Annotated in this window: 26 protein-coding genes; 10 read left to right on the plus strand and 16 right to left on the minus strand. The window is 61.0% G+C overall.

Annotated elements, in window-relative coordinates:
* Window positions 1-56 precede the first annotated feature (56 nt).
* The 5 genes from JNK74_13335 to JNK74_13355 all read left to right on the plus strand — a co-directional run bounded on the left by JNK74_13335 (window position 57) and on the right by JNK74_13355 (window position 5,391).
* A complete protein-coding gene (locus tag JNK74_13335) occupies window positions 57-533 on the plus strand; it encodes a YaiI/YqxD family protein (protein ID MBL7647164.1) in 477 nt (158 codons plus the stop codon).
* Window positions 530-2,098 carry an FAD-dependent oxidoreductase gene (locus tag JNK74_13340; GenBank protein MBL7647165.1) on the plus strand — a complete coding sequence of 523 codons (1,569 nt, stop codon included), beginning with the start codon at window positions 530-532 and terminating at the stop codon, window positions 2,096-2,098. Before JNK74_13335 ends, JNK74_13340 begins: the two co-directional genes overlap by 4 nt.
* Before the next feature lie 104 nt (window positions 2,099-2,202).
* Window positions 2,203-3,531: an NHL repeat-containing protein gene (locus JNK74_13345; protein ID MBL7647166.1), complete on the plus strand. Its 1,329-nt coding sequence runs from the start codon at window positions 2,203-2,205 to the stop codon at window positions 3,529-3,531.
* Between the two features lie 188 nt (window positions 3,532-3,719).
* On the plus strand, window positions 3,720-4,601 hold the full coding sequence (locus JNK74_13350; GenBank protein MBL7647167.1) for a carbon-nitrogen hydrolase family protein: 882 nt from the start codon (window positions 3,720-3,722) through the stop codon (window positions 4,599-4,601).
* 157 nt (window positions 4,602-4,758) lie between these two features.
* Window positions 4,759-5,391 (plus strand): YceI family protein, encoded by a 633-nt coding sequence (locus JNK74_13355; protein ID MBL7647168.1) that lies wholly within the window; start codon window positions 4,759-4,761, stop codon window positions 5,389-5,391.
* Window positions 5,392-5,468: 77 nt separating this feature from the next.
* Here JNK74_13355 and flgL read toward each other — a convergent pair whose 3' ends face one another.
* The 9 genes from flgL to flgF all read right to left on the minus strand — a co-directional run bounded on the left by flgL (window position 5,469) and on the right by flgF (window position 12,256).
* The gene (flgL, locus tag JNK74_13360; protein MBL7647169.1) at window positions 5,469-6,392 is read right to left on the minus strand and encodes a flagellar hook-associated protein FlgL; all 924 of its coding nucleotides are present in this window, start codon (window positions 6,390-6,392) and stop codon (window positions 5,469-5,471) included.
* Window positions 6,393-6,402: 10 nt separating this feature from the next.
* The gene (gene flgN / locus JNK74_13365; protein ID MBL7647170.1) at window positions 6,403-6,933 is read right to left on the minus strand and encodes a flagellar export chaperone FlgN; all 531 of its coding nucleotides are present in this window, start codon (window positions 6,931-6,933) and stop codon (window positions 6,403-6,405) included.
* A complete protein-coding gene (locus tag JNK74_13370) occupies window positions 6,930-7,274 on the minus strand; it encodes a hypothetical protein (GenBank protein MBL7647171.1) in 345 nt (114 codons plus the stop codon). Before JNK74_13370 ends, flgN begins: the two co-directional genes overlap by 4 nt.
* Before the next feature lie 112 nt (window positions 7,275-7,386).
* The gene (locus JNK74_13375) at window positions 7,387-7,869 is read right to left on the minus strand and encodes a rod-binding protein (GenBank protein ID MBL7647172.1); all 483 of its coding nucleotides are present in this window, start codon (window positions 7,867-7,869) and stop codon (window positions 7,387-7,389) included.
* Window positions 7,869-8,963, minus strand: a complete 1,095-nt coding sequence (locus JNK74_13380) for a flagellar basal body P-ring protein FlgI (protein MBL7647173.1) — start codon at window positions 8,961-8,963, stop codon at window positions 7,869-7,871. Before JNK74_13380 ends, JNK74_13375 begins: the two co-directional genes overlap by 1 nt.
* An 86-nt stretch (window positions 8,964-9,049) precedes the next feature.
* Window positions 9,050-9,691: a flagellar basal body L-ring protein FlgH gene (locus tag JNK74_13385; GenBank protein ID MBL7647174.1), complete on the minus strand. Its 642-nt coding sequence runs from the start codon at window positions 9,689-9,691 to the stop codon at window positions 9,050-9,052.
* Window positions 9,688-10,656 carry a flagellar basal body P-ring formation protein FlgA gene (gene flgA, locus JNK74_13390; protein MBL7647175.1) on the minus strand — a complete coding sequence of 323 codons (969 nt, stop codon included), beginning with the start codon at window positions 10,654-10,656 and terminating at the stop codon, window positions 9,688-9,690. The genes JNK74_13385 and flgA overlap by 4 nt, the downstream gene beginning before the upstream one ends.
* A 22-nt stretch (window positions 10,657-10,678) precedes the next feature.
* Complete coding sequence (gene flgG, locus JNK74_13395; protein MBL7647176.1) at window positions 10,679-11,467, minus strand: flagellar basal-body rod protein FlgG; 789 nt, start codon at window positions 11,465-11,467, stop codon at window positions 10,679-10,681.
* A 33-nt stretch (window positions 11,468-11,500) separates the two neighbouring features.
* Complete coding sequence (gene flgF / locus JNK74_13400) at window positions 11,501-12,256, minus strand: flagellar basal-body rod protein FlgF (GenBank protein ID MBL7647177.1); 756 nt, start codon at window positions 12,254-12,256, stop codon at window positions 11,501-11,503.
* A 353-nt stretch (window positions 12,257-12,609) separates the two neighbouring features.
* On the opposite strand from flgF, the gene JNK74_13405 reads away from it, so the two are divergent.
* Window positions 12,610-13,188 carry a 5-formyltetrahydrofolate cyclo-ligase gene (locus JNK74_13405; GenBank protein MBL7647178.1) on the plus strand — a complete coding sequence of 193 codons (579 nt, stop codon included), beginning with the start codon at window positions 12,610-12,612 and terminating at the stop codon, window positions 13,186-13,188.
* A 55-nt stretch (window positions 13,189-13,243) separates the two neighbouring features.
* Here the strand turns inward: JNK74_13405 and JNK74_13410 are convergent, their stop codons facing one another.
* Window positions 13,244-14,032 (minus strand): inositol monophosphatase, encoded by a 789-nt coding sequence (locus JNK74_13410; GenBank protein ID MBL7647179.1) that lies wholly within the window; start codon window positions 14,030-14,032, stop codon window positions 13,244-13,246.
* Window positions 14,033-14,467: 435 nt separating this feature from the next.
* Here JNK74_13410 and JNK74_13415 point away from each other — a divergent pair, with 435 nt between their 5' ends.
* Window positions 14,468-14,899, plus strand: coding sequence for a prepilin-type N-terminal cleavage/methylation domain-containing protein (locus JNK74_13415; protein MBL7647180.1), 432 nt, complete (start codon window positions 14,468-14,470; stop codon window positions 14,897-14,899).
* A 92-nt stretch (window positions 14,900-14,991) separates the two neighbouring features.
* On the opposite strand, the gene JNK74_13420 is transcribed toward JNK74_13415, so the two are convergent.
* The 3 genes from JNK74_13420 to JNK74_13430 form a co-directional block, all read right to left on the minus strand.
* Window positions 14,992-15,771, minus strand: coding sequence for a hypothetical protein (locus JNK74_13420; protein MBL7647181.1), 780 nt, complete (start codon window positions 15,769-15,771; stop codon window positions 14,992-14,994).
* A 23-nt stretch (window positions 15,772-15,794) separates the two neighbouring features.
* Window positions 15,795-16,892: a hypothetical protein gene (locus tag JNK74_13425; GenBank protein ID MBL7647182.1), complete on the minus strand. Its 1,098-nt coding sequence runs from the start codon at window positions 16,890-16,892 to the stop codon at window positions 15,795-15,797.
* Between the two features lie 99 nt (window positions 16,893-16,991).
* Window positions 16,992-18,827 (minus strand): helicase-associated domain-containing protein, encoded by a 1,836-nt coding sequence (locus JNK74_13430; GenBank protein ID MBL7647183.1) that lies wholly within the window; start codon window positions 18,825-18,827, stop codon window positions 16,992-16,994.
* Window positions 18,828-19,012: 185 nt separating this feature from the next.
* Here JNK74_13430 and JNK74_13435 point away from each other — a divergent pair, with 185 nt between their 5' ends.
* The gene (locus JNK74_13435; GenBank protein ID MBL7647184.1) at window positions 19,013-19,936 is read left to right on the plus strand and encodes a TonB C-terminal domain-containing protein; all 924 of its coding nucleotides are present in this window, start codon (window positions 19,013-19,015) and stop codon (window positions 19,934-19,936) included.
* Between the two features lie 72 nt (window positions 19,937-20,008).
* The gene (locus tag JNK74_13440) at window positions 20,009-20,632 is read left to right on the plus strand and encodes a MotA/TolQ/ExbB proton channel family protein (GenBank protein ID MBL7647185.1); all 624 of its coding nucleotides are present in this window, start codon (window positions 20,009-20,011) and stop codon (window positions 20,630-20,632) included.
* 9 nt (window positions 20,633-20,641) lie between these two features.
* On the opposite strand, the gene JNK74_13445 is transcribed toward JNK74_13440, so the two are convergent.
* The 3 genes from JNK74_13445 to JNK74_13455 form a co-directional block, all read right to left on the minus strand.
* A complete protein-coding gene (locus JNK74_13445) occupies window positions 20,642-22,858 on the minus strand; it encodes a response regulator (protein MBL7647186.1) in 2,217 nt (738 codons plus the stop codon).
* A gap of 203 nt (window positions 22,859-23,061) precedes the next feature.
* A complete protein-coding gene (locus JNK74_13450; GenBank protein ID MBL7647187.1) occupies window positions 23,062-24,102 on the minus strand; it encodes a hypothetical protein in 1,041 nt (346 codons plus the stop codon).
* Between the two features lie 86 nt (window positions 24,103-24,188).
* Window positions 24,189-24,833, minus strand: a complete 645-nt coding sequence (locus JNK74_13455; protein ID MBL7647188.1) for a hypothetical protein — start codon at window positions 24,831-24,833, stop codon at window positions 24,189-24,191.
* 82 nt (window positions 24,834-24,915) lie between these two features.
* On the opposite strand from JNK74_13455, the gene JNK74_13460 reads away from it, so the two are divergent.
* The gene (locus JNK74_13460; protein ID MBL7647189.1) at window positions 24,916-25,506 is read left to right on the plus strand and encodes a hypothetical protein; all 591 of its coding nucleotides are present in this window, start codon (window positions 24,916-24,918) and stop codon (window positions 25,504-25,506) included.
* The last annotated feature ends 14 nt before the right edge of the window (window positions 25,507-25,520 follow it).

Raw genomic sequence — 25,520 nt, forward strand, 5'->3', positions numbered from 1 at the left:
TCTCATGGGACTTACGAGACCCGTAAGACCCATAAGACCCATAAGACCCTAAAATTATGAACCCTCTCCCCCACATTTACATCGACGCCGACGGCTCGCCCGTTAAAGACGAGGTCTACAAGGTCGCCCAGCGCTATGGGCTTCAGGTGACCCTCGTTGCGAACAAATGGATGCACACACCCGCCCACCCGTGGCTCCATCTTGAAGTCGTGGGCGACGGCTTTGACGAGGCGGACGACTGGATCGTGGAACACTGCGGTCCGGAAGACATTGTCATCGCGATTGATATCCCTCTCGCGGATCGCTGCCTGAAGAAGGGCGCGCGGGTACTGGGGCATAAGGGCAAGCCTTTCACAGTCGAATCCATCGGCGGCGCGCTGGTCGGCCGCGAGATTTCCTCCAACCTGCGCGATGCCGGTATCATGACGGGCGGTCCCGCACCTTTTGGACCGCAGGATCGCTCGCGCTTTCTCCAGGCCCTGGACAAAGAAGTGAACGCCGCCATTCGAAAACTGAAAGGTACTCCGAGATGATGTTGATTCGCGCCGCCGCCCTCTGTCTGACCATCCTGTCTGCCGTGATCGCCTCTGCGGAACCGGTTTACGACATCGTAATTTACGGGGGCACCTCCGGGGGCGTCGCGGCGGCGGTCCAGGCGTCGCGCATGGGCAAAACGGCGATCATCATCGAACCGGGCCAGCACCTGGGCGGTTTGAGTTCTGGCGGGCTGGGCGCGACGGACATCGGCAACAAAGCGGCGATCGGGGGCATTTCCCGTGAGTTCTACAAGCGTCTGGGCAAGCACTATGGAAACGAGGAGAACTGGACCTTTGAGCCCCACGTGGCGGAGGCGACTTTCGAGGCGATGATCGCCGAGGCGAAGGTGCCCGTAGTACGGGGCGAACGACTGGACCTGAAAAATGGCGTCAAGAAAAGGAAAGGCGCAATCAAGTCCATACGCATGGAAAGCGGCAAGACGTACCGGGGCAAGGTCTTCATCGATGCGACCTACGAAGGCGATTTGATGGCGAAGGCGGGCGTGCCTTATCACGTGGGCCGGGAGTCCAATGCGACCTACGGCGAGACCTTGAACGGCGTGCAGACGAAGCAGGCCATTTATCATCAGTTTGAAGTGCCTATCGACCCGTACATCGTTCCCGGCGATCCTTCCAGCGGACTCCTCCCCCATATTCAGGCCGAGGGCCCCGGCGAGGAAGGCAGCGGCGATCACCGGGTGCAGGCCTACTGCTTCCGCATGTGCCTTACGAACAACCCCGAGAACCGCATGCCCTTCCCGAAGCCCGCGAACTATCGTGGGGATGATTACGAGCTGCTGCTGCGCTATCTGAACGCCGGCCACTGGACCGTGATGAAATTGTCCAAGGATATGCCCAACGCGAAGACGGACACGAATAACAAGGGCGCTTTTGCGACGGATTTCATTGGCGGAAACTACGACTACCCCGACGGCGACTATGCCACGCGGGACCGTATCATCCAGGCGCACAAGGATTACCAGCAGGGCCTGATGTGGTTCCTCGCCAATGATCCGCGGGTGCCGAAGGCGGTTCACGATGAAATGCAGCAGTGGGGATTGCCAAAAGATGAGTTTACGGACAACGGCGGATGGCCCCATCAACTCTATATCCGCGAAGCGCGCCGGATGATCTCGGACTATGTTATGACCGAACACAACTGCACCGGGGTGCGCACGGTGGACGACGCGGTAAGCCTGGCCGCCTACACCATGGACTCGCACCACATGCAACGCTATGTGAAAGACGGGCGCGTAGTCAACGAAGGAGACGTGGAAGTGGGCGGATTTGAGCCCTATCCAATTTCGTATCGTTCGATTGTGCCGCGCAAAAAGGACTGCGCCAATTTGCTTGTCCCCGTGTGCCTCGCTGCCTCGCACATCGCCTACGGTTCGATCCGCATGGAGCCCGTGTTCATGATCCTGGGCCAGTCCGCTACGACGGCGGCCGCCATGGCGATCGACGATGGCGTCGCACTTCAGGAAGTCGACGTGCACCGGCTTCAGGAGCGCATGCGGGCCGATGGGCAGGTGCTTGCGTGGAAAGGCGTGGCGGCTCCCTGAACCACGAGGGTGAGCGGGAAACCAGGGTGGTGTGTTGATTGACTCTGGGGGCGTGTCGGCGTATGCTTTCGGGGACGCAACCAGCAATAATAGGAGAGAGCATTATGAGCAGTATGCGCATTTGTAGATTATTCCTTGCGGCCCCCGTGCTTGTCATGACCTTGATGGCGCCCCTGGTCCGCGCCGACGGCCCCTACACGGACAGCGTAAGCGACAGCGCGCTGAACAGTTCCGATCCGCGATATCGCCGGGCGACCATCCACCCCACGCTGATTCATCTGGAGCCTGGCGCGCAACAAAAGTTCAAGGTGGTCATGAAGACCACGCGGCTTATGGCGGCGGAACCGGCCGAGGGCGTGACGTGGTCAGTAAATGACATTCCGGGTGGCGATGCCACGGTGGGCACCATCGATGCGGAAGGACTTTACACCGCGCCGGCGACGATGCCTTCGCCCCGCGAGATTAACGTTGTGGCCCATTCCCCCAACTCGGCCAACGACTATCTGTTCTCGACAGTGATCATTGGCGCGGCCCCCATCGAGTATAAGTCGATTCACATCTGGTCGGAGAAGCATGGCGAAGCGGGCAGCCACCTGGTCCAGCCCCACGGTATCGGCATGGACAAGGACGGCAACGTGCTTATCGCCGATCAGAAGGCCAACCAGGTCCATCGCTATTCCCGCGAAGGCCAGCACCTGGGCTTTGTGAACCAGGGCTCGGGGCGCGAGCCCGGCCAGGTCAGCGAACCGCGTGAAGTGCAGAGCGATGTGGAAGGACGCATCTTCGTAACCGACAGCAAGGGCGATCGGCCGCGAATCCAGGTCTTCACCCACGAGGGGAAGTTTCTCCAGATCTTCGGCGAAAAGGGCCGCCTTCCCGGGATGCTCCTTCGCGCCCACGGCATGGGCTTTGATCGGGCGCGCAATCTCTTCGTGGTGGACGTGGACAATATGCGGGTCAACGTCTATGACCAGTTCGGCAAGTCGCTGCGCGACTGGGGCAAAGAGGGGATCCTTCCCGGAGAATTCAACGCGCCTCACGGTCTCTTTGTGGATCGCAGCGGCGACGTGTTCGTTACGGGCTACTATGGTCCCACCCAGAAGTTTAATGGCTACGGCGATTTTGTAACGGAGTTTGCCCACGGTGATCCGCCGGACGGCGCGGTTTACTTCCACAGCGTCGCGGGCGACCAGTGGGGCAACGCTTACCTGTCGGTGCGCAACAAGGGCGGGTATGACGGTTCGATTCAGGCGGCGGGCGGGCATTACTACAGTATCAAGAAGTACAACAACAACGGCGACTTCATCTGCGGCTGGGCCTACTCCACGCCGGAGCACTCCGAGGCGGAGGTTGTAGTGGATAAAGAAGGCAAAGTCTTCGCCCTGTTTAATGGCAGCGGCATCTCGGGCGTGGAGACCTTTGCGCAGAAGTAATGAGAACCGAACGATACCTACGGGGACGTCAGTGACGACAGGGAAAGCAGCCAGCGGTATAATCACCGTGATATACTGTTGCCCCTGGCGTTTCTGCCGTCCCTGTACTTTGTCATGCGTCTCCAATCACGGCGCGAAAAGAATATCGGATCACGATCAAGGCCAAACCGACGTTGGAGGAATCCCTGATGCGAGTCGTAACTGCCGTCCTCTTCCTCGTCCCCATTGTTGCGTTGGCCGCCGCAGGCGCGGAATCCAATTCTGCCGACTTCAAAGACAAGGTCGCAGTCGCGCAGATGCGCGGTGTTCCAGTGAAGTGGGATATCGACGCCAATCTGGCTACGTTTGTAACTCAGGCCACTGCGGCGGGCGCGGAGCGTCCCGATATATTCATTACGCCCGAGTGCTGGCTGGACGGCTATGCCGCGCCGGACAAGATTTCAACGCGTGAGAAGTTGATGAGCGTGGCCCAGCCCCTTCAGGGCAGTCCCTATCTCGACAAGGTGGCGGAACTGGCGAAACAGTACCAGATGTGGATTTGCTTCGGCTTCAGTTCGCTCGAAGACGGCAAGCTCTTCAACACCTCGGGGCTCTGGAACCGGGATGGCGCGCTGGTGGGCGTTTATCACAAGACCCACATCCAGACCCACGACGTGCAGTACGACCTCGGCATGGGGCTGCCCGTGTGGGACAGCGAGTGGGGCAAACTCGGCATGATGATCTGTGCGGACCGCCGCTGGCCTGAGACGGTGCGTACCCTGCGGATCCAGGGGGCGCGACTGATATTGAATCCGACCTATGGCATGCACGGCGAAATGAACCTGAAAGTCATGCAGGTGCGGGCCTGGGAGAACCAGTGCTTCATCGCCTTCACCCATCCGCAACAAAGCCTCCTGATCAACCCGAAAGGCGAGACCGTACTGCAGGTGGACAGCGAAGAGCCCGGCTACAGCATTACCACCATCGATCTTTCTGAGGCAAAAGACGACAACCATCTGCGCGATCGCCGCCCGGAACTCTACGGGGAATTAAGTGCGGGCACCTATGCGCCCGGCACCCCGGCACCGTGACTTGAACGCACCCTCCATCTGAATACAGTGGAGTGCAGCCCAAAGTGAGTCTATTCTCTTCCGGAATAGGGGCGGGTTGCCCATTGTTTTGCCTGAAAGCTGCCGCCGGGGCATCGGCCTGCGCGGCACACGTCAACCCATCAAGGAGAATGACCCCATGAAGCATGTTTCCTGTCTGGCGCTCGCGGCCTTAGCACTTGTGCCTCTGACCCTGACCGGCTGTGCCGACCCTTCGGAAAACACACCCGACGCCCAAGTGGCGGAAAGCACCACATCCGCGGCGGCGCCCGCCGCTCCCGCCGAAGGCACGGCGTACAACTTTACTCCGGCCACTAAGATCGAGTTTGAAGGGTCCAAAGTGACGGGCTCTCACAAGGGCGGCTTCACGACGTTCACAGGTTCGGTCACCGTGCCCGGTGAAGACCTCACCAAAGCCTCGATCACCGCGACCATCGACATGAAGTCCACCTTTTCCGACAGCGACGGCCTCACGAAACACCTGCTGAGCGCGGATTTCTTCGAGGTGGACAAGTTCCCCGAAGCGAAGTTCGTCTCGACGGCGATCGCGGCCAACGGGGACAAGTACAACGTCACGGGTGATTTCACGCTCCACGGCGTGACCAAATCCATCACCTTTCCCGCGATGCTGAGCCTGGCGGACGGCAAGGTGACGGCCCATGCGGAGTTCGATATCAACCGCATGGATTTTGGCATCAAATATCCCGGCAAGGTGGATGACGCGATCCGCGAGAACGTGGTGATCCGACTGCACATCGAAGCCGCGGCCTGAGAATCGTCGCGAGAATAGTAAAGATGCCCGGACGGTGTTCGTCCGGGCATGTTTTATGAATCGTCGCCTTGAGAGCGCTATGAAAGAAAATTGAGGAGGCTCGGCTGAATAACTCGGGCGCCGGCGTTGAGGGAGGCCTCCAACGCATTGGACTGGGCATTCAGCTCCACGATGGTCTGGGCGTAGTCGGCGTCGATATTATCGGAGACCACGTCGAGCAACTGCAGGTTGATGTCCTGGAGATTACTGTCTACCTGCTCGATGCGGTTCTGGATGGAACCGACGCGGGCCACAGAGATGAGCAGTTGGTCTTGCGCGCTGCTCAATTCACCGAGTCGTGTCTGAAGCGCCCCTGTGTTTCCCGCTTCGAGATTGTCCCGAATGTCCAGCAGCGTCTGGAAGATGTCGGCGCCACTGACCCCTGCGGCGGTAAAAACTCGGCTACCGGGTTCGTTGGCATCTACTTGGATACCGTCCTGAATCTCCACCTTGAAGGTCTCATCGTTGCCGATGTAGGTCACCGACGTAACGCGCTGGTTGAGATCGCGCGCGGCGGTAAAGGGTTCGGTCTGCGTGACGGTGCCGCCAAAAATGTAGCGGCCATTGTTCTCTTGATTGGCCTCGACCAGACTACCCTCCAGAAGTTGGTTGATTTCTATCGCAAGCTGGTCGAGTTGGAGTTGATCGTTCGTGCCATTGGCGCCCTGCAACGTGAGTTCCCGCGCCCGTTGTACAATATCGACCATCGTTGTCAACGACGTCTCTGTCTCGCGGAGCCCCGGCCCGAGATTGCTGATGTTGGTGATATACTGCTCATTCTTCGTCACCTCCGTCCGCGCACTGATGGCGCGTCGCGTGGCCAGCGTGTCATCACTCGGCCGGTTGACAATCTGGCCCGTGGCGAGCTGCTCCTGCAGGGCAAGAATTCTGCGTTGCTGAAGGTTGAGATTGCTCAGTACGCGGTCAATGAGCAACCGCTGTGTCGTTCGAACTGCACCCATGATCGGGGCTTTATCCTCTCTGGTCTACCATCGCGGGCACGGAGTGCACGCGAACAATTTCACCGCCCGTACCGTCGTAGGCACCGCCCGCACCGGGTTCGCACAGGGCCATGGCGGCCAGGGTCTGGTTCACCACATAGAGCGAGCGGCGCAACACCCGGTTGTTCTCGCGAACCAGGCGGCGCGTGGTTTCCAGGGTGGCGCGCATCAGCACCTGAAATTCCTGCATCCGCTGGCGCCAGGGCTCCGGAACCGCCGCGATGAGGCCACTCAACGTCTGGGCGTCGGCGGGCAGGGCGTAGTGGTCGACGACCGCACGAACGAGGGCCAGCCGCACCTGCTCGGCGGCGATGGCCTGGCGAAGCAACACGTGGAGCGCGGCGGTCTTGGCCTCCAGATACTCGTGATCCTGCGCCCGGGCACCCTGGCCCATGGCGCGGCAGACCGCCAGCACGTTCTGCTGGCGCTCCAGTTCGTCGTCGAAATGTTCGCAGAGATGATCAAGAAGATCTTCTATCGACATGTCCCGGGTATTCATCACGACGCCGCTCCCGTCTGCCCGAGCAGGGCCTTCTTGTATTCTTCGCTGGTGAGCATCCCGTCGCGATTGGCGTCGAGACGTTCAAAGACGCTCCGCTCCATGCCGCTCTCCGAGAGTCGGAGGCTGCCGTCCCCGTCTACATCGCGCTGGTGCATGAAGCGCGCCGTTTCTTCTTCCGCACGGGCCTTTCGGGCTTCCGGACTGGATGAAGCCTCGATCTGGGCCTTCAGAATCTCCGAAAAGGCCTCGTCGGTCACTCTGGGCTGCTTGACGGCCTGAACCAGGTCCGACGCATTCTTGATCAACGCGCTGGCCGCGCCAATACCGCTTAACAGGTTCATGGCAACCTCCAAAATCCTTCCAGACGCTCCGGCCTGGATATCTGTTTTATCGGCAGCATCGCCGAAAGCTTCACTGGTCACTGCCGCCGCCCCCCAGAGGGGCCGGCGCACTTTATTGATTGCTTCGATAACTTTCGTGGGCGCGCGCGAGGGAAATCCCCGCGGGGTGCGTCGGATTAAGCTTCACCCCGCCTCCGACCTGGGGCACCGGCAGGCCCGTCGCCTCGTCGGGCACGGCAATGCCCTTGCGTTCCCGAACCAGGGAAATGCCCCAGGCGTCCAGGGCTCTGTCGGGCTTCGTCAAATCGCCCGCCGACGCGTGCAACTGCTTCGCCATCTGCTCGGCAACGCCAAGTTGCCCGGACGCGGCCATTTCCCCCGCCACGAAGTCATCCATCATTTCTTCGAAGTAGGCCTTCTGCGCACCGCTGTCAAAGAAACCATAGTCGGGGACGGTCTTACGCATCTCCTTGAGCATCTGAAAGAGGAAGAGTTGTTCGTACTGCTTGAGGGCTTCCGCCTCGCGGCCTTTGGCACCGGGCGTCAGCTCCATGGCCTTGAAACCCGACTGACTCTGGGGATTGACGTACAACATCAGCGGATTTCCAGCGCGGCTTCGAGAGCGCCCGCCTTGTGGATGGCATCGAAGATGGCGATCATGTCCCTCGGCGTGAGACGCAACGCGTTGAGGGCCTGGGCCACTTCGGCGGCCGAAGTGCCTTGAACTGGTGCGAGGTAAACTTCCGGTTCCTCGACTTCCACGTCCGCATTCTCCACCACAATCGGCTCCGCATCCGTAAAGGGCAGTGCGGGCACGGGTGTCGCGGTCGTGGCAATCTTTACTGTCAAGCTGCCGTGGGCGACCTGACAGGGCTTGATCATGACATCGCCGCCAACGACGATGGTGCCGGTCCGCTCATTGATGATAACCACGGCGGGCTGCTCAACGTCCACCTTCAGTTTGTTGAGCTCGGCAATGAAGGCGATGAGGTCGCCCTGCTTCTCCAGGGGAATCTTGACCCGCACCGCGCCGCCGGACAGGGCATCGGCCGTGCCCTCGCCGTAGAGTAGATTAATCTGTTCGCGGATCCCGTCCGCCGCTTCAAAGCTGGGGTTCTTCACCAGGAGCGTAAGGCGCTCGCCGTCCGTGATGGATGCGGGCACTTCCGTTTCCACCAGGCCCCCGCCCGGAATGCGCCCGACGGTGCCGTGGTTCTTGCGTACCGAGGTGCCCGAGGAAACGTCCGAGTCAAACCCGCCCACCGAAACCGGGCCGCTGGCCACGGCGTACACCGTGTCGCCGGAAGGTCCGCGCAGATAGGTTTCGAGTAGCTGGCCGCCTTCGATCGTCTTGGCGTCATAGATCGACTGTACGGTTACGTCGATGGTGGTGCCCTCCTTGGAAAAGGGCGGCAGGGTGGCGGTAACCGTGCAGATGGCCACGTTCTTCGAACTCAGCGTGTCCAGATCCTGAATATCGAGACCGAGTCGGTCGAGGACGTTCTTCTGGGCGAGCGTAGCCGCTTCCGCGCTGTCGCCCGTACCGCGCAGGCCCACAACGATGCCGACGCCGCTGAGCGTGTTGTCACGCGCGCCCTGAACGTCGCAAAGGTCGCGAATGGCCATGGCGGCGTGGGTGTTGGCGCCAATGACGAGTGTCAGGAGGGCTGTATAGATTCTCAGTTTCATTCTCTGCATGCTCCCACATCCGCGACAGGTCTTCCCCTGGGGACTTCGACGGGGACAATCCTTCCGCATACCCAATCTAACCGGCATTAGAACGGCGAGAACCAGTCGAGCACCCGTGTTACCAACCCACGGCGCTGGTTGTTCCACAGGGGCCCTTTGCCTTTGACGAGCACGCTGGCATCGGCGACCTGGGTCGACTGGATCGTATTCTGCGCCGTGATATCCTTGGATCGGATAATGCCGCTGACCGTGACGATGGAGTCGTCGCGATTCACCGTAACTTGCTTATCACCCGATATCTTCAGGTTGCCATTGGGAAATACTTCCACGACCGTACACGTGATGGAGGTTGTCAGTGTGTTGCGGCGTCGGGTATCGCCCGTGTTCTTGGTTTCATTTTCCGACTGAATGTCCCAGTTGGGAAGTTCGCCCGGATTGAGAATGTTGTTGCCGTCGGGCTGCTCGGCCACGAGGAAGGGGTTCGCGGCGGCGGCGGCATCCGCCTTGACGTCGCTTTCTTTCTTCGTGTTGGTGCCGGCGCTGGTCGTGGCATTCAGGGTTTCGCGGACGATCACGGTGACGATGTCGCCCACTTCAAAGCGATCCAGCTTCTCGGACACCGTGGTGGCGTCCTTGGCGGTTTGCTGGGAGAAAAGGGAATCCGCCGGCGCGCCGGAGGCCAACGCCGCGAGCACCACGGCCGTCAAGAATTTGTTTGTGTGCTTCATCGTACCTCCACTACCCCATCCGCGCGCACCACGCCCTGGAATTCTTCCTTGGTTACGGGATTGGCGCACACGATGACATCGCCTTCTTTCCCGTCCATCATGGCTTTCGCCTGATGCTGAATCTTGATGACCGAGGTGCTCAGTTCCACCGGCACCATCTGATTGCGCTTGATCAGGCGGCGCAACTCCACCACGCGGGTGGTCACCGGCTGCCCGGGAAAAATGGTCTTGCGCGCAACGAGGCCTTCCACCTCCGACATGTCCGTCACTGCCCCATCCGGCGCCGTGGCGAGAGAGACGGTCTGCATGACAAGCTGGCTTGCCGATACGGGACGCCCCCGGGGAATGTCGGCCGCGGCCACGACGATTTCCTGGTAGGTATCGATCGATGCGCGCAGGACAACGGTCCTGTAGAGCGCCCCATCGATCAGAACGTTTCCGCGAAAGTTGGCCGGACCCACGAATTTGTACTGGGGACTGGCGCGCCACTCGATGGTCATTTCCCCTTCCGGCGTCATGAGGTTCTGACGGGGCAGAGGCACGTCGATCTCGGTGACCTCCGGGTCCCACGGCATTTCCAGTTCAATGTACTCCCGCAGGGAGGCCGCCATGGCCTCCGGCGTCAGTTCGATCGACAGGGTCGTAGCGCGAATTTGTGAAGGACGATCAGGGTCCAGTTCGCCCAAATCGACGCCCGCATGCTCCAGGCGCGCTTCAACAAGGCTGGCGGTCAACTGCTTGGACGCGCCGGGCACCGCGGCGCCCGAAACCTCGATGGTCGCCAGACGCTCCATGAGTTCCGGCTCCTTCACCTCCACTAGATCGCTCAGGTAGACCTTGGGGCCTTTCACGAGAACTTCGTCCTTTATCTTTACGGTGCTCGCTTCATCCGCGGGCGCGATCACGGCGAAGAGCAGGCACAACGCCGCGCCGAGGGCTCTTCTCAAGTTGCTTCGCTGGTTCATGGTGGCTCACCCGTGGTTACGGTTAACGCCGTACGTTGTTGGCGGTCTGAAGCATTTCGTCGGCGGTCTGGATTACCTTGGAATTGGCTTCATAGGCCCGCTGCGCAATGATCATCTGAAGGATTTCTTCCACCACCTGCACATTGGAGTTTTCGAGGAAGCCCTGAGTGAGTGTGCCCAGACCTTCAAGACCGGGCGTGGCCGGTGTGGGCGGGCCGGAAGCATCGTTTTCCATGAGCAGGTTGCGGCCCAATCGGGCATCGAGGCCCGCGGGATTCGGGAAGCGAACGAGTTCGATGTTGCCCACCTGGGTGGTTACGTTGCCGGGTTGGATGACGGAAACGGTGCCATCGGGGCCGATGTTTACCACTTCGGCGTCGTCGGGAATAACGATGTTGTCCGCAAGCAGATAACCGTCCGCGGTGAGCACCTGACCTTCGGCGTTTACCTTGAAGGCGCCGTCACGGGTGTAGCCCGTTGTGCCGTCGGGCAGGGTAATCTGGAAAAATCCTTCACCCTCGATGGCAAGGTCAAAGGGATTGCCGGTCTGAATGGAGCCGCCCTGGGTGTGGAGCTTGGCGATGGACGAAGGCCGCACGCCATGGCCAATCTGGATGCCCTCGGGGATGGTGGTGCCGTTGGCGGTCTGGGTTCCGGCGGGCTTGATGGTCTCGTAGAGAAGGTCCTGGAAGTTCACGCGGCTCTTCTTGAAACCGGTGGTGTTCACGTTCGCCAGGTTGTGGGCGATGGTGTCGATGTTCATCTGCTGGGCAATCATGCCGGTGGATGCGGTGAACAGTGAACGTATCATGGTCTTCTCCTCAAAGGCCCCGGGGGCGCGCGATTACTGCGCGGCCACCTGATCGATCAGACGGCTGGTCGCGCCGTCTATGGCTTGAATAACTTTCTGATTGGCCTCATAGGCGCGGAGACCCAGCATCATGCTCGTCATTTCAACGGGAAGCTGGACGTTGGACATCTCAAGGGCCCCTTGAACCAGAGCCGTTTCCGTGGCCGCGCCGCTCTGCTGGAGAACTTCGTCGCTGGCCCGATACAGATTGTCGCCCTCCCGCTCCAGTCGGGTGGGGTCCTGGAATTCAACGATTTGAATCTGTCCAGAGTCCGCCCCGTCCACCCGGACGGTACCGTCCTGGTCAATGGTGATCTTGGCGCCGGACACGGCGATGGGGGCGCCGGTTGCGCCGAGGACCTTGTAGCCCTCGGCGGTGGCGAGTTCGCCCTGGGCGTCCATGGTGAAGTGTCCGTCCCGTGTATAGCGCTCGCCCTGGGGGGTGTTGACCACCACATAGCCGGGCCCGGTGACCGCCAGGCTGAGCGGATCCTCCGTGATCCGCAGGGAGCCCGGGGCAAGATTGGTGAAGGTCTCCACGCCTTTCACGCCGCCGGCCGGTGCGGCTTCGCGGTTGAAGTGAAAGGGGCTAATCATTTTTGGCGAGAGTACTTCGTAGAAGCCGAGCTGCACGGGCTGCAATCGTTTGTACCCGGGGGTCGCCGCGTTGGCCAGATTGTTGGCCACGATATCCTGCCGCTGCTCGACGGCGATCATGCCGCTTGCCGCTGTATACAGGCCGGAAATCATTGCCTCGCTCTCCTGTTCGTGCTATCGAAACACCCCGTGGGGGGTGATGCGTTCGAGTTGGCCTGGGCACATATCCCGCGACGGATCCGGCTGCCAATGGGTAACAGACCGTAAGGCGCCAGGCCAACCACTCTTGGAATCGATTCAATGGGACTCAAACCGATGCCTGTACAAGGCAAGACTTGTGCCAAGGAGAAAGAAGGCGAAAACAAAGGAAAATCGAGAGAAGGAACGCGGGCGAACGGCACATCTTGCCGCGCCTGGGGAAGTTTTTGCACCCGTACCGTGCCGGACCCTGGCCCTGCGGCCATTCGGTCTTGCAATCCCCGCGCGGCGCAAAAGACAATGGGACGATGCATCCACCAACCTTTCAGAACAAAGCCGAAGCCCGCGTCTGGGCCTTGCGCCGCCGCGCCGCGATCCCCGAGTCCGATCGGGACGCAATTGCTTCCAAGTCCATCGCGCGGCTGTTGACCTCCCCACTCCTTTCGCAGGCCGACGCAATATTGACGTATGTGGGGAGCAAAGGCGGTGAACTGGATACACGTCCGCTCATCGGCGAAGCCATCGCGATGGGAAAGTCCGTTCTGGTGCCGGTCACGCGGCCCGGCGGCGTGATGCGCTGGTCGCAATTGGAGCGTCTGGCGGACCTGGAAATGACCCCGCTCGGCATCCTGGAACCGCGATCGGCTGCGCTCTCGTGGGTGGAACCCGCTGACGGACTATGCGTGGTGCCCGGCGTCTGCTTTCGGCGGGATGGGCACCGGATCGGCTTCGGCGGCGGCTATTACGACCGCTTCCTGGAAACCTTTGCGGGCAAGGCGGTTGCCCTGGCGCCGGAGGCGTTGTTTGGCGTGGACTTTCCCGTGGAAGCGCATGATCGCCCCGTGTCGGTCGTTTTCACCGAGGCCGGCGCCCACGCTGCTGGCTAATCGTGGCGAGATGAGTACCCCGCAACGTCCAGGCGATTCAACTCATCCACGCCCCCTACTTTCGGATGAGGCGCAGCATTTCCTTGTGGATTGCTCCATTGGTGATGAGAACGCCCAGCTTACCATCAAAAAGGTGCAGGGGCTTGCCATCGAGCCGGGAGGCCATGCCGCCCGCTTCTTCCACAATGAGTTGGGCGGCGGCGTAGTCCCACGGGTTGAGCGTCATGTGAAGAAAGGCATCGAGATCGGCCGAGGCAATCTGGCTGATGGCGGAGACGGCGGACCCGTAGCCGCGCAACTGGCCCGAGTGGCGGATAATTTCCTGGCCCCGTTCGAGCCAGGCGTCGCGATCTTCCATACCGCCAAAATCCAGATCCACTTTGGCGTCGGCGAGCGTCTGGACTTCGGAGACGACGAGGCGCCGCTTGCCGTGGTAGGCGCCGGCCCCCTGCTCCGCCGTAAAGATCGTATTCAGTCCGGGCAGCGCAATGCCCGCCGCCACGGCGCGCCCGTGGATGGCGAAGGCAATGGAGATGGCGTAGACGGGAAAGAGTCCCCGAACGAAGTTGTTGGTGCCGTCGATCGGATCCATAACCCAGCAACGGGCCTCGGGATCTTCCGGGCCCCGGGCATACTCTCCCTCTTCCGCCACGATCTCATCGCCAGGGAAGATGCGCCGAATCTGGTCGATGGCGCGCTTCTGCAGGGTCAGATCCACTTCGGTGAGCAGGTCATTGGCATCTTTTTTTGAGGTAACGGTGATGGCGTCCCGTGCGGCAAACTTGTCGCGCGCATAGGCCATGTTATCTTCAAGGAACTTCTTGATGAAACCCAATTCCGTCATGAGCTACTCCGAATCGGCGGGGCGCGCCATCGGGATAAGGCGACGACGCGGGGACTAAAACACACTTTTAAAAATTTTGTAACATATTAACATGTGCGGACGCCTGAGGGCACGCTGCGAATGGACCAGGAGACGAGGGGGCGCGTTGTTTTGGGTGAGTACAGTCAAAATTTCGTTACTCCAGGGACGCAAATTGTAACGAGATGCCGCTCCTGAGTCTTCGCCGCAGAAAGAGCTCCGCCCGGCTCCGAAACCAAAACATCCGCAACCCCATTTACAACAACAACTTAACTCAATCGAAAGCCTGAGTTCGTCCGCTGGCACGCCAATTGCCTTTGTTAAAGCGTCAGTTGAAAGTAAATTGATGATGGCCCGAGCGGACCACCATAGTACGGCTAACGTCGAATACACCCCCACAACAGAGGAGAGTACGCCATGAAAAAACTGAACCAGGGTTTCACATTGATTGAATTGATGATCGTTGTCGCCATTATTGCCATCATCGCGGCCATCGCGATTCCGAACCTGCTCCGTTCACGGATGCAGTCGAATGAATCCAGCGCGATCGGCAACCTGCGCACCATCGTGGGCTCGGAAGTGGCCTATCATGCGGCGAACTATGAATACACCGCGGACTTTGCCGACCTGACGGGCGCCACCCCGGCCTTCCTGGACGGGAACTGGGGCGCGACGAAGAGCGGCTACAACTTTGTCCTTGGCGGCGACGCGAACAATTTCACGGCGAACGCGAATGCGGCCGTGTACGGCACCACGGGCGGCAAGGGCTTCTTTACCGACTCCAGTGGCGTGATTCGTTACGCCGACGGCGCCGATGCCGACGCGTCCAGCGATCCGATCGGCGAATAAGCCCCCACGCCGTAGTCACCCATTGCGCCGGGCCTTCGGGCCCGGCGCTCTTTTTTTGTCCAACGAGGGGTGTTTCCGATCAGGAGGGCGGTTCAGAAGTCGAAATCGTCATCATCCTGATGGGCGGCGGCGACGGCGCGGTACTCGGCGCAGGTGCTCCACATGATGGCGACGCCGAGGCATTCGAGATAAATGATGGGGATGTTGACCGGCGCTATTATCCAGGGCAGGCCCCGCATGGCTTCGGGCACGCTGCTCAGGATCAATTCGAACAAAATAAGCTGTAGAAAACCCAGTCCCGCGACGAGGAGCGTGCGGGGCAGAAAATGGAGCATGGGCATGAGCGCCTCGGCAAGGCGCAATTCTTTGAGCCCGCCGTGATGCATGAGGCATACGCCTATGGGAACGTAAATCAGATTCCAGGCGAGGGCGAAGAAGCTGAGCAAGGTGGCCATGGCGACCTGTCCCTGATCGAACATGCTGCTTTGAAGCTGCATCAGGGTGAAGTAGAACAGATTGAGCATGATCCAGATCACGGCATAACGGGCGATGGCCTCTCGGTCGCTGAGGCACTTCCAGAGGGGCCGGTCGATGTCGGCGCCGAGTCGGGCGTAGGCGCAGGCCTGCAAGAGCGATATCAGGCAGGCCAGCGCGATGTCCGCGACCAGATGGGACGCGATGTACCAGGCGGGCTTGGGCTTGATTTCGGCGAGCTGATCCGGGGTGAGAAGGGCCCCGCCGGTGAGGAGGCGATCGAATTCGTTGCTGGCGAAGCGGTACAGGGCCACCACGGCCACACACAACAGGATATAGAGAAAAATGGCGCGCCAGTTCCGGACCAGGGCGCGCTCCGCATTGGTGATTAACGTCATGAATAAGAACCCTGCACACCGCGCTACAGCGAATAGGAATCTTCGCTGGCGCTCTGTTTCTGTTTGAGAAAAATATAGCGGGTGATGGCGTCGCGCGTCTCATCATCCATGGCGACGAATCGACCGCGCACGATGGAGCGTCCGCCGCCCACATTCTGAGCACCGGTCGGCCGTACGAAGGCCACAATGGGACGAGCGGAATCGGGGAGCTCAAAGGGTACCCGCATCAGGACTTGTTTGGGTACGGGCTGTTGGAAATGCACGGCCATGCCGCCGCCGCTGAGACTGGTAATACGACCATAGATCTGGGTCACGGCCTCGTTGGCTTCGAGGCTGACCGGTTGCTCGTCGGGAGTGCCATTGAGAATGCCGACCCGCACGGTCGCGTCGAATCGGATCCGGTAGTGCGCGCGGGCCTGGTTTCTGGTCAGGGTGTCGGCATGATTGACGCGCCAGACCCGTGGCTCTTGCTCCACCTGATACACGCTTGTTTCAAAGAGATAGCGCGCATCGTCTTCGCGCCACATCCGAAACTTGATGGCCTCTCCCGGCCCGAACTCGGGCGTTCCGTCTTTTCCGATAGCCGCGAGATAGAAAAAGGCTTCGTCGACCTTGACCGTCTTGAAGTGGAACCAGCGGGGCTCCAGACCGGAGGCGGGCGACCCCCACAGGATCTGGCCGTCGTAGAGTTCCCGGGTCGAGTGGATTCGCCGCCCGATCGGCACGTAGTCGAGGCCGAGGCGGCTCCGCACGTCCCTCAACTGGGCACCCCGCTGGGCGATGGTCTCGGCGCCCTCGGTGGCGCGCAGGGCCTGAAAATAGCGCGCCATGCATTGGTCAAAGACGAGCCGTCGCGAGACAACGCGCGCGGGATGTTCCGGCTCATACTGGTTGATGATGGCCAGAAGGAGACTCCGGTCATCGCCGCGCACTTCACGCTCGTCAAAGAGATCGCGAATCTGACGCAATTCCGCTTCGCGCATCAACTTGCGCTCATGCCGGCGGCGGCGCACTTCGATGAGCACGGCGAGCGCCAGGATGGCCAGACCAACGCCGATGGCGATGGCCATGATGCGCCCGTCGGCCAGGGGCCATACTATGAACTGGGAAGGGTCGGACAAGGACCAGAATCCTCTTACTCGGGTGGCTGCACGCCGGAGACAAGGGCTGATTGTGTCAAAGAGACCGGCGACAAAACAAGGCGATGCGGGGCTCGGAGCCTACTCGACGATGAAGCCCTCTTTTTCGAGGGCGCGGGCCATTTCATCTCGGGAGAGCTCCGCGAATCGCACGACCTGGCGCGCATCGATGGGGGTGATGTACTTCTGAAATTTTCGACGGTGCATGAGGTCGGCCATGACCAGCGGATCATCGGACTCGATTATCTCGACGGTGCGCAGGCGCACCTTCTTCATTGCGCCTCGCCAGTCCTCGAGGGTGGTCATGACATTGGCCGGGAGGCTTCCTCCGCGATTGTGGGCGAGAAGGAAATCCACAAATGCCGCCGCGTCGTGCCCATCCTGAACGGCCTGGGTGAAGGATTCCCGGCTGACATTGTAGACGGTGGCCTGTCCGGTGCTGGCGCGCTCGGAGAATTGGTCGAGGGGTACGGTGAGCAGCGGGTCCATTTCTTCGGAGGGCACCACGATATCGAAATTGGGCTGAACAACAAATTCGCCTTTGCGCCTGGGATAGCGGGCGACCAGCGCGGGCGGAATCTCGCGCCGGAGGATTGCCTCGCCGATCTCGGACACGCGAAAGTACTCTTCTCCGTCGCGCAGGCCTTTTTCCACCATCCCGAGCCAGAAGAAGGTCTCTTCGAGCGCCCGGGTAAGGCGTCCCTGGGCCTGGTCGGTCACGTTGGGATTGACATACCGCCACTGACCGTTTTTCTGTCGAAGGACGAGCTGCTCTTCTTCTTCGTTCCACTGCATGACCGCACGAACAAAATCGCGGAGCGGATACCAGGCACCGGGCTTCATCTCGTCGAGATAGTCGCGCATCAAGACCCGGGCCGTCACGTCGTCGCCCTGATCGAGCACCCAGGTGCAGAGCAACTGGTGGCGGCCGACGCGATCGAGGTTGATGAGGTTCTCAAAGTTTCCGGGGCGGAGCACATTGTCGGCCCGACCAAGCCATGCGGCGCCCTCGGCAACCCAGAGGCAGGTATTGAGGGAAGGCTCGCCGTCTTCCGAGCAGATCGCGGCGAGACGCCGGCGATCTTCGCGAAACAACTCACCATCGCCCCGCAGCCGAACCGGTCGGGCCGCGATGGCCGCCACGAGCCTGCAAATAACGTCGGAGAATTGGAGTTCCCGGGCTTCGACGAGGTCGGGTTTGCCCTTGAGGGCCTTCAAGCGCGCCCGGTTCTGGCCATTGTCGCTTGCTACTTTGCGGTGGGCGCGCACTTCATTCAGGAGCCCCACGACGCGGACGAGGCGTTCTTCCGCGTCGAATCGAAACATTTCAAAGAGGGCGAAACCCTGAAACAATTCGACGAGGGCCTGCTCCATCTCGTACTCGGTGCCGCCGTGACTGGCCTGCAACTGGGAGACCGGCATGACGCCGTCTTTGGATTGCCATACGATATCGAAGATCTCGCGGGCGGATTCGGAAAAGTCCCGTGTGGCCACATAGGTGAGCACGGCCTCCGGGGTTTCGTAGTATCGCTGGATGATTTCCTCGGCGGCCATGCGCTTGGTACAGGGCTCTTCAAGGCCGATCTGCTCTTCCAGACGTCGAAATTCGTGGGGCGAAAAGCTTTTGATGCGCTCGATGAGCGAAGGGATATCGCCACGGCACTCCAAACCTTCACTGATACGACGAATGGCGTTGTGCCCCTCCGCCACAATCTTCACCTTGGTCAGATCGGTGAAAAACAGGCGATCATGGACATCGAGTAGATACTCGACCTCTTCCGGCGGCAGTTCGAGCTTTTTTGCAAGGAACCGCACGGTAAGTCCAGAGCGGCTGTTCCCCGCCAGTTCCGTCGCAATGCGATAGGCCGGTCGGCTCATCCCCTCCAACGAAGCCATCAGGCTCGCGCCGTGTCGCATACGATCCGCTTCTCCTTCATCCCACTGCGAAACCCCCGCCAAAGATTGCCATTATAGCCCATGGATACCGGACTGACAAGGCCCGCACGCAAATTTTTGACGGAACCGGGACACGCCGCTGTGCGGGGGCGTGTACGCCCGTCGGGTGTTTTGCTATACTGCGCGCACACCCGGCAGACTGGTCCATGAACTACTCCACACGCATCAAGATAGCGGCGGTCTTCTCCTTGCTGATCCATGCAGCGGGGGTTGGACTGCTGCGTCAAACCTACACTCCCCGAGAGTATATCCCCGCCGCCGCGCCAGAACCAATCGTCCTGGATCTGCAACCCGAGGCGCAGCCGTCTCCCCCGCCACAGCAGTTTGTCGATGTGGCGACGCCGGCGGAAGCGCCGCCCCAGGTCACGGAACATATCGCCGTGGAAAACGCCGAAGCGATGGATCTGGCCCTGCGGGAAGCCGAGCGACCCGCGCCCGCGCTGGAGGAAGACGAATTCGACGCGCTGCCCCAGCCGGTTGCGCCGCCCGCGCCGCCGGAGCCGGATACGACATCGCCCGCCCAGGAGTCGAAGGAGGAGACAGAGAAGAAGGAAGAGACCAGGACGAAGGAGCCGGTACGCGAGGTCGAAACGCCCGCGAAAGAGGAACTTCCCGAAGCCGAGGAGACGCCGCCCGCTCCGAAAGCGCCGGAGGGCCCCATCAAGATCGCGCAGGCACAGCCGATGCCGGCCCAGCGCCCGGAAAAGGGCAAGACCCGCGAGCGTGGCGGCGTCAGCAAACAGGGCCAGACGAATTTTGACGCGATCCAGAGCGAGATCGCGCCGTATTTGAAGCATGTGCGGGAACGGGTCGAGCAACAGTGGAACCAGATGCTCTATACCCGCTATTCGGGCACATCGCCGGTGAAAGCCGTCATCGATTGCGCCATCAACGCGGAAGGCGAGTTGGTATCGGTCAATGTGGTGGGCACGGACAATGACAAACTTTACAGCGCGTTGTGTCGGGACGCGGTGCAGCGCGCGGGCCCCTTCGGGCCGTTCCCTTTTGAAGTGCCCGACATTTACCGGGGCAAGAATCTTGAGATTCGATGGACCTTCAGCTTCCTGTAGCCGTCGAAATCCATAGTGAAAGAAACCCGCCGGCGGAATACCGGCTTGCCGATGACAACACAAGGATTGAGCATGTCTGACTTTCTCGAAATGATCCGCCAGGGCGGTTGGCCGATGATCCCGCTGGGCCTGGGCTCGCTGGCGGCCCTGACGGTGGTCCTCGAACGCGCCTTTGCGCTGCGCCGCGACAAGGTCATCTCGCCGGAGATCGTCCGGATTCTCCATGAGTTTGGCAACCCGGACGGGAGTTCGCCCTCCCACTCGCTTGCGGTGTGCCAGCGTACGCCGGGCGCCTTTGCGCGTATCGCGGAGGAGTTGATCCAGTTGCGCCACTTGAGCCACGCCCAGTTGCTGGAGACAATGCACGCCGTGGGACGCACCCACGTGGCGCGCCTCGAACGGGGCTTGACCATGCTGGAAATCATCGCGAATGTGAGCCCCCTGATCGGTCTCCTGGGTACGGTGCTCGGGATGGTGACGGTATTCGACGCCGTAACGGCTCAGGGCCTGGGCAATCCCCAGATTCTGGCGGCGGGCATATCTCAGGCGCTGGTCACCACCATCGCGGGTCTGTGCGTGGCGATTCCCGCACTGGCCTTTCACGGGTTCTACAGCAAGCGCGTGGACGAGCTTGCGATCGAGATGCAGGAGCGCGCTACGGCCTTCCTGGCCAAGCTCCATACGCCCGACGCGTGACCCGCGGGCTCAGCTCCGTGCGACGGGATCGAGCAGATCGCGCATGACCGCCTGGATATTGAAGAGCTCGAAGGGCTTTGGAAGAAACGCCGCAACACGACCGGGCTCGAACTCGTGCTCGATGGATTGGCGCATGTAGCCGCTGGCGATGATGATGGGCACTTCGGGAAAGCGGCGTTTGAATTCCGCGCAGGTGGCGTCACCGCTCATCCCGGGCATGGAGTGATCGAGGATAATGCATTGAAGGCGGTCGCCGTGCTGGTCGGCGCGCGTGAGGGCCTCCTCCCCATCGTCCGCCGTGACGACATCGAGGCCGACGTGCTTCAGCATCATGGCGCCAACGGAGCGCACGGTCTCCTCGTCGTCGGCCAGGAGCACGGTGCCTTGGCCGTGCCAGTCGCCAAGCACTTCCCCCTGCGCGAAATGGCTCTTGGCCGACGTGGCCTGAACGGGAAAATAGAGGCTGACGCGCGTTCCCCGGCCGGGCGCGGTGTCCAGCCGAAGCGCGCCCTTGTGACTGCGGACGATGCCGAGTACGGCGGGGAGCCCCAGCCCCCGACCGGCGAATCGGGTGGTGTAGAACGGATCGAAAATCTTTTCCACGATCTCCGCCTCCATGCCGCACCCGGTATCGCTGACCTCAAGCACGACGTAGTCGCCCGCCGGCAGGGGTTCGGGCAGATAGGTGCCCTGCAGGAACTCCTCGCTGCAATGCTCCATTCCGGTGCGGACTCGCACGGCGCCCTGCGCTTCGTCGAGCGATTCGGAGGCATTGGTGACCAGATTCACAAGGATCTGGCGGAACTGGGCCATGTCGCCCTCGAGCTCGGGCAGGTTGGGGGTGAGTTCGCACTCGAAGCTTGCCGTGCGCGTGACCGAAGCCCGCAGGAGGGGCATCATTTCCGACACGAGTTCATTCAGTCTGAAAGGTTCGGAGAAAAATTTCCCACGCCCGGAGTACGCCAGCATCTGGCGGCACAACTCGGCCGCGCGGCGGGCCGACTGGGTGATGCCCTCCATGTAGCGATGGAGCTCGCCGCCCTCGGGAAGCCCGAGCTGGGCCAACTCGGCATTGCCCATGATGCCGGTCAGAATATTGTTGAAATCGTGGGCGATTCCGCCGGCCATGACGCCCAGGCTCTCCATTTTCTGGGCCTGCTGCACTTGCGCCTCCAGAATGGCGCGCTGTTGCATGACACAGCGCCGGTCCCAGGCCGAAAGAAGGATTTCACCGATCATGCGGAGGAGCGGTATCGTCTCTTCGGGCCATTCCGCAGCCCTGTCTTCGCTGTCGAGGCCGATATAGCCGCGTAGCCGACTGCTGGAAAGTATGGGCACCCGGACCAGCGATAAAATCTTGTTTTGTTCCACCCACCGCCTTTCGAACTCCGCCTCCGGCGGCAACCCACCCGCGGAGGGAATGACGATACACTCGCCGCGGTCCAGCGCGTCCAGGGACCACTTGAAATCATCTTCGGTGACGCCCTGAAGGGCTCCGGCCAGCGACCGAACCCCGTCGCGGCACCATTCGAATCGCTCATTTTTTCCGGCCAGGGAGACGCGGGAGACGACAAAGTAGACGCGATCAACCCTGGTAAAGGAGCCGACCAGTTCCAGGGAGTGCCGAATCTCTCCATCGACCTCGTCCTGACCCAGATTGATAAAGCGGGTCGAGATGCCGGTGGCGAGATTCTCGAAGGCCACGCGCCTCGCGAGGACTTCGGCGGTGCGGTTGCTCAGGGCAAGGGCTTCTTCCTTTTCCCGCCCTTCGAGAATCAGTTGGAGGCGCATGCGGGTTGCGTGGAGGATGGATAGATAAAAACCGCACAGCATGAGTACGAAGCCGGGATAGAGGAGCATATCGTCGAGGTGGGCGAAGTAGCTCCAACCCTCGGGCCCCACGACGGGTACGTGACGCAGCGATGGGAGAACTTCGAGAAAGCCGACGAGTTGGGAGAGGCCTATCATCAAGGCGCCGGACACGACAAGATGGGAGATTCCGGGGATGTAGTGGCGCACGAAAATGCCGTAAACCACCATGCCACACAGGATGACCGACCCGGCGAGGAACACGCCGCGAAACATGACATCGGTGTGGCGACCGGTCGACTCGCACCAGTAACTGACGATGAACACCACCACGGTCAGCAGGGTTGCGACCACCTCGGGAAAGCCCGTGCCCTCACGAAGGCTTCGCAACACAGGCTTCACGCTTGAGGGAATCAAAAACCGTATCTCCCGATCATCAAAGACGTCACTACACAGGACTTGGAATTTGCAGCGCCACGCCCAATCGGAGGACTGCAAGAGACACGCTCCACCGGTTCAATGCCGCCAACACGCAAAACCAATTCCTTCCCGGATCCTATCATATTTCCAGAGGATTCGCACGCCGTTTTCGACGCGAGGGCGAGACCTGGGTTGCCGGGTCAACCCACGGGGCGTTCGCAAAAGTGAAGGCCGCCGTTCCGGATGCGGTAGCCGTAGCGGGGCAGGGGCCACTGGCGAACAAGCAGATCCAGGGCGGTCTCCGTGGGAATGCCATGAAATGACGTGATATTGACGGGAAGCCGGCCCATGGCGTCGTCGGCCGTCACGGGGATACCGAGCGCGCGGGCGAGATCGGGCAATACCCGAGCCAGGGTGGTCGGTTCCGCCTGAAAGGTGAAGGCCGCCCCGGTATCGGGCAAGCGCAGCGTCAGGGGAGTCTGGAGGATAGCCAGTTGATCGGCGCTAAGCTCCTCGCGATTGAGGCAGCTCGGGGGCCTGCTTTGATTGGCAGTGGAACGAAGGAAGAGATAGTCTTGATTGCTCTCGATTTCGATCATGTCCGGGGCAATCCGGGAGGATTTCAGGAGGGCCTCGATGATCGCGTAAACCGGGGCGTCCTCCAGGAAGACTTCGCCGCACCAGGCATCGGCCACGCTATTGTCGGCGACGATGGTTAACTTGAGGCTCTCACCAAGCAGGGCCAGGGCATTGAAGAGATCCGTTCCCGACCCGATAGCGAAGGAGGCGCGCGTTGTTACGAACCGTGGATCGACGCGTCCCTCCAGCGAGAGGTCGGCGAGCGCCTCATAGCCCCGAGGGTAGAAAAACACGTAATAAGGTGTGACCTGGAGCTTGCAGTCGTAGGGTTTTGCCAGCCGTTCAAGTCCGGGAACAAACCCGGTGTGCGCCAGGCCCGATGGAGGCGCGGGACGCTCTTCGAGTCCGGCCGTGAGGGCCGCGCCGCCGCCAAAGGTCTCTCCGATGTGCCTGAAGGCCTCCCCCAGGGTCACCTGAGCGCCGGCATCCAGATAAATCTGCGGAAAACCCGTTCGGGCGGGGCCATGGTCTGCCGCCGGGGTGAGGTCGTCCGCTCTGGCCGGCTTCTTGTTTTCCGTATGCCCGGTGGATGCGCAACCGACGAGCGCCGCGAACGTAGCGGCCATGGCAAGGGGAAAAACCAATCGAACTTTTCGAGTCATAACTACCAATTCTCCTTGGGCTTACCAAGGCCGGTTTACCCGGCGTTTGTTCACGGCTTCATTGTGTGCGGGAAGCGCTACGGTAATCAATGTGCGTGGTTACGTCCTGGTTCCATCGCCGTTCCCGAAGCCTGGTGGCAGAATTGATCATTGGGTCCCCGAAAGCAGCGCGGACACAGCAAGGTACCATCGGCCGTACGATTCCGGGTTGCGTCTCTGCAACAGGGGACACAGCAAATCGCCCCACAGAATTTGCAGACCAGACCGAGTGCCGACGTGTCTCCCGGCGCCGCTTCCACGTCGCCGTCGAAGGCGCCTTTTCGCCAGGGCGGTGTGAGAATGATGCGCCGACATTCCTTGCAATTGGCTTGAAAATGTTGTCCCTGATATAGATTGACGCCGACAAAGGTCATGGTCTGGCGATGGACGCTGTAGCAGTGCGAGGCATCGCAGGCGGGGCAGGGAAACTCGACGAGGCGCTGTCCGACGACGCCTGGCCGCTCTCGAACGACGAGGGCTTTCTCCGCGGAGCTCAGGAGGGCCAGCGCGCTGGCGGGCACCTCGGCGGACTCGCCGCAACAGGCGCAGACCATGGCAAAGGATCCATCCCGGTTCAGCGAGATTTCACCGCTTCGCGCGGGTTCCCGGAGGGCAAGCCAGCCCAGCCGCAAAACAATGCCGGTCAGCACGATCATGGACGTGGCCAGGATGGCTATCTCAAAATGGGGCATTCGGGGGATACCTCGATGGTGATGCGGGCGTGACGGCGACATACCGGAGGCCATGGGTGCCTCCTTGCCTGGGAAGGCCCAAATGCCTATACTTAGGGGTATGAACACTTCACTCATCCTATTATGGCTGGTTTCACTGGCGCAGATCACTTCGGGCACGGCCATCCCCGACGGCACGCAGATTTTCACCGTTACGTTGAAGGACGGTCAGTCGGAGCGGGTGGTAAGCGCGGCGGTGAAGGTGGACGACAAGTTCGTGTCTGAGTTTGATATGGCGAAGCGGCCCTCCCAGGTGGAACTTTACCCCGACACGCCCTGGACTCCAACAGCTTCGGAGCGCGTGCTGTCTCAGAGGATTAAGGAAATTGAGCCCGAGTCGTCCATCAAACGAAGCCAGCGCTATAAGGATTCGGGATACGAGCAGGTCAAAACACCCGAGGGCGGCATGGTCTGGGTGTCCAGCGAAACGGTGAAGCGGGACGCGCGGGCGCGAGAACTCCAGGCCGCCTACCAGTCGGATTTGGAATCGCGTGTGGCCGCGCACGCGACCCAGGTCGACGCCCAGTCCGGCAGCCCGAACCGCCCCGGATTCGTCCGGCTATGGGGCCGTCACATCGTTGTTCTGGTGAGTGCGCTGGTGGTGGTCGTCGTCGCGGTGAAAACGTGCTTCTGATCGGCGCGTCGCTC

Source organism: Candidatus Hydrogenedentota bacterium (genome assembly GCA_016791475.1).
Classification (GTDB): Bacteria; Hydrogenedentota; Hydrogenedentia; order Hydrogenedentales; family JAEUWI01; genus JAEUWI01.

What these genes read in the sequence shown, in the direction of transcription:
- JNK74_13430 (MBL7647183.1), bottom strand. Translation starts at nt 18,827, where the DNA reads ATGCGACACGGCGCGAGCCTGATGGCTTCGTTGGAGGGGATGAGCCGA.
- JNK74_13340 (MBL7647165.1), top strand. Translation starts at nt 530, where the DNA reads ATGATGTTGATTCGCGCCGCCGCCCTCTGTCTGACCATCCTGTCTGCC.
- JNK74_13435 (MBL7647184.1), top strand. Translation starts at nt 19,013, where the DNA reads ATGAACTACTCCACACGCATCAAGATAGCGGCGGTCTTCTCCTTGCTG.
- JNK74_13440 (MBL7647185.1), top strand. Translation starts at nt 20,009, where the DNA reads ATGTCTGACTTTCTCGAAATGATCCGCCAGGGCGGTTGGCCGATGATC.
- JNK74_13455 (MBL7647188.1), bottom strand. Translation starts at nt 24,833, where the DNA reads ATGCCCCATTTTGAGATAGCCATCCTGGCCACGTCCATGATCGTGCTG.
- JNK74_13460 (MBL7647189.1), top strand. Translation starts at nt 24,916, where the DNA reads ATGCCTATACTTAGGGGTATGAACACTTCACTCATCCTATTATGGCTG.
- JNK74_13335 (MBL7647164.1), top strand. Translation starts at nt 57, where the DNA reads ATGAACCCTCTCCCCCACATTTACATCGACGCCGACGGCTCGCCCGTT.
- JNK74_13380 (MBL7647173.1), bottom strand. Translation starts at nt 8,963, where the DNA reads ATGAAACTGAGAATCTATACAGCCCTCCTGACACTCGTCATTGGCGCC.
- JNK74_13385 (MBL7647174.1), bottom strand. Translation starts at nt 9,691, where the DNA reads ATGAAGCACACAAACAAATTCTTGACGGCCGTGGTGCTCGCGGCGTTG.
- JNK74_13355 (MBL7647168.1), top strand. Translation starts at nt 4,759, where the DNA reads ATGAAGCATGTTTCCTGTCTGGCGCTCGCGGCCTTAGCACTTGTGCCT.
- flgA (MBL7647175.1), bottom strand. Translation starts at nt 10,656, where the DNA reads ATGAACCAGCGAAGCAACTTGAGAAGAGCCCTCGGCGCGGCGTTGTGC.
- JNK74_13370 (MBL7647171.1), bottom strand. Translation starts at nt 7,274, where the DNA reads ATGAACCTGTTAAGCGGTATTGGCGCGGCCAGCGCGTTGATCAAGAAT.
- JNK74_13410 (MBL7647179.1), bottom strand. Translation starts at nt 14,032, where the DNA reads ATGACGGAATTGGGTTTCATCAAGAAGTTCCTTGAAGATAACATGGCC.
- JNK74_13415 (MBL7647180.1), top strand. Translation starts at nt 14,468, where the DNA reads ATGAAAAAACTGAACCAGGGTTTCACATTGATTGAATTGATGATCGTT.
- flgG (MBL7647176.1), bottom strand. Translation starts at nt 11,467, where the DNA reads ATGATACGTTCACTGTTCACCGCATCCACCGGCATGATTGCCCAGCAG.
- flgL (MBL7647169.1), bottom strand. Translation starts at nt 6,392, where the DNA reads ATGGGTGCAGTTCGAACGACACAGCGGTTGCTCATTGACCGCGTACTG.
- JNK74_13450 (MBL7647187.1), bottom strand. Translation starts at nt 24,102, where the DNA reads ATGACTCGAAAAGTTCGATTGGTTTTTCCCCTTGCCATGGCCGCTACG.
- JNK74_13405 (MBL7647178.1), top strand. Translation starts at nt 12,610, where the DNA reads ATGCATCCACCAACCTTTCAGAACAAAGCCGAAGCCCGCGTCTGGGCC.
- JNK74_13375 (MBL7647172.1), bottom strand. Translation starts at nt 7,869, where the DNA reads ATGTTGTACGTCAATCCCCAGAGTCAGTCGGGTTTCAAGGCCATGGAG.
- JNK74_13420 (MBL7647181.1), bottom strand. Translation starts at nt 15,771, where the DNA reads ATGACGTTAATCACCAATGCGGAGCGCGCCCTGGTCCGGAACTGGCGC.
- JNK74_13345 (MBL7647166.1), top strand. Translation starts at nt 2,203, where the DNA reads ATGAGCAGTATGCGCATTTGTAGATTATTCCTTGCGGCCCCCGTGCTT.
- JNK74_13350 (MBL7647167.1), top strand. Translation starts at nt 3,720, where the DNA reads ATGCGAGTCGTAACTGCCGTCCTCTTCCTCGTCCCCATTGTTGCGTTG.
- flgF (MBL7647177.1), bottom strand. Translation starts at nt 12,256, where the DNA reads ATGATTTCCGGCCTGTATACAGCGGCAAGCGGCATGATCGCCGTCGAG.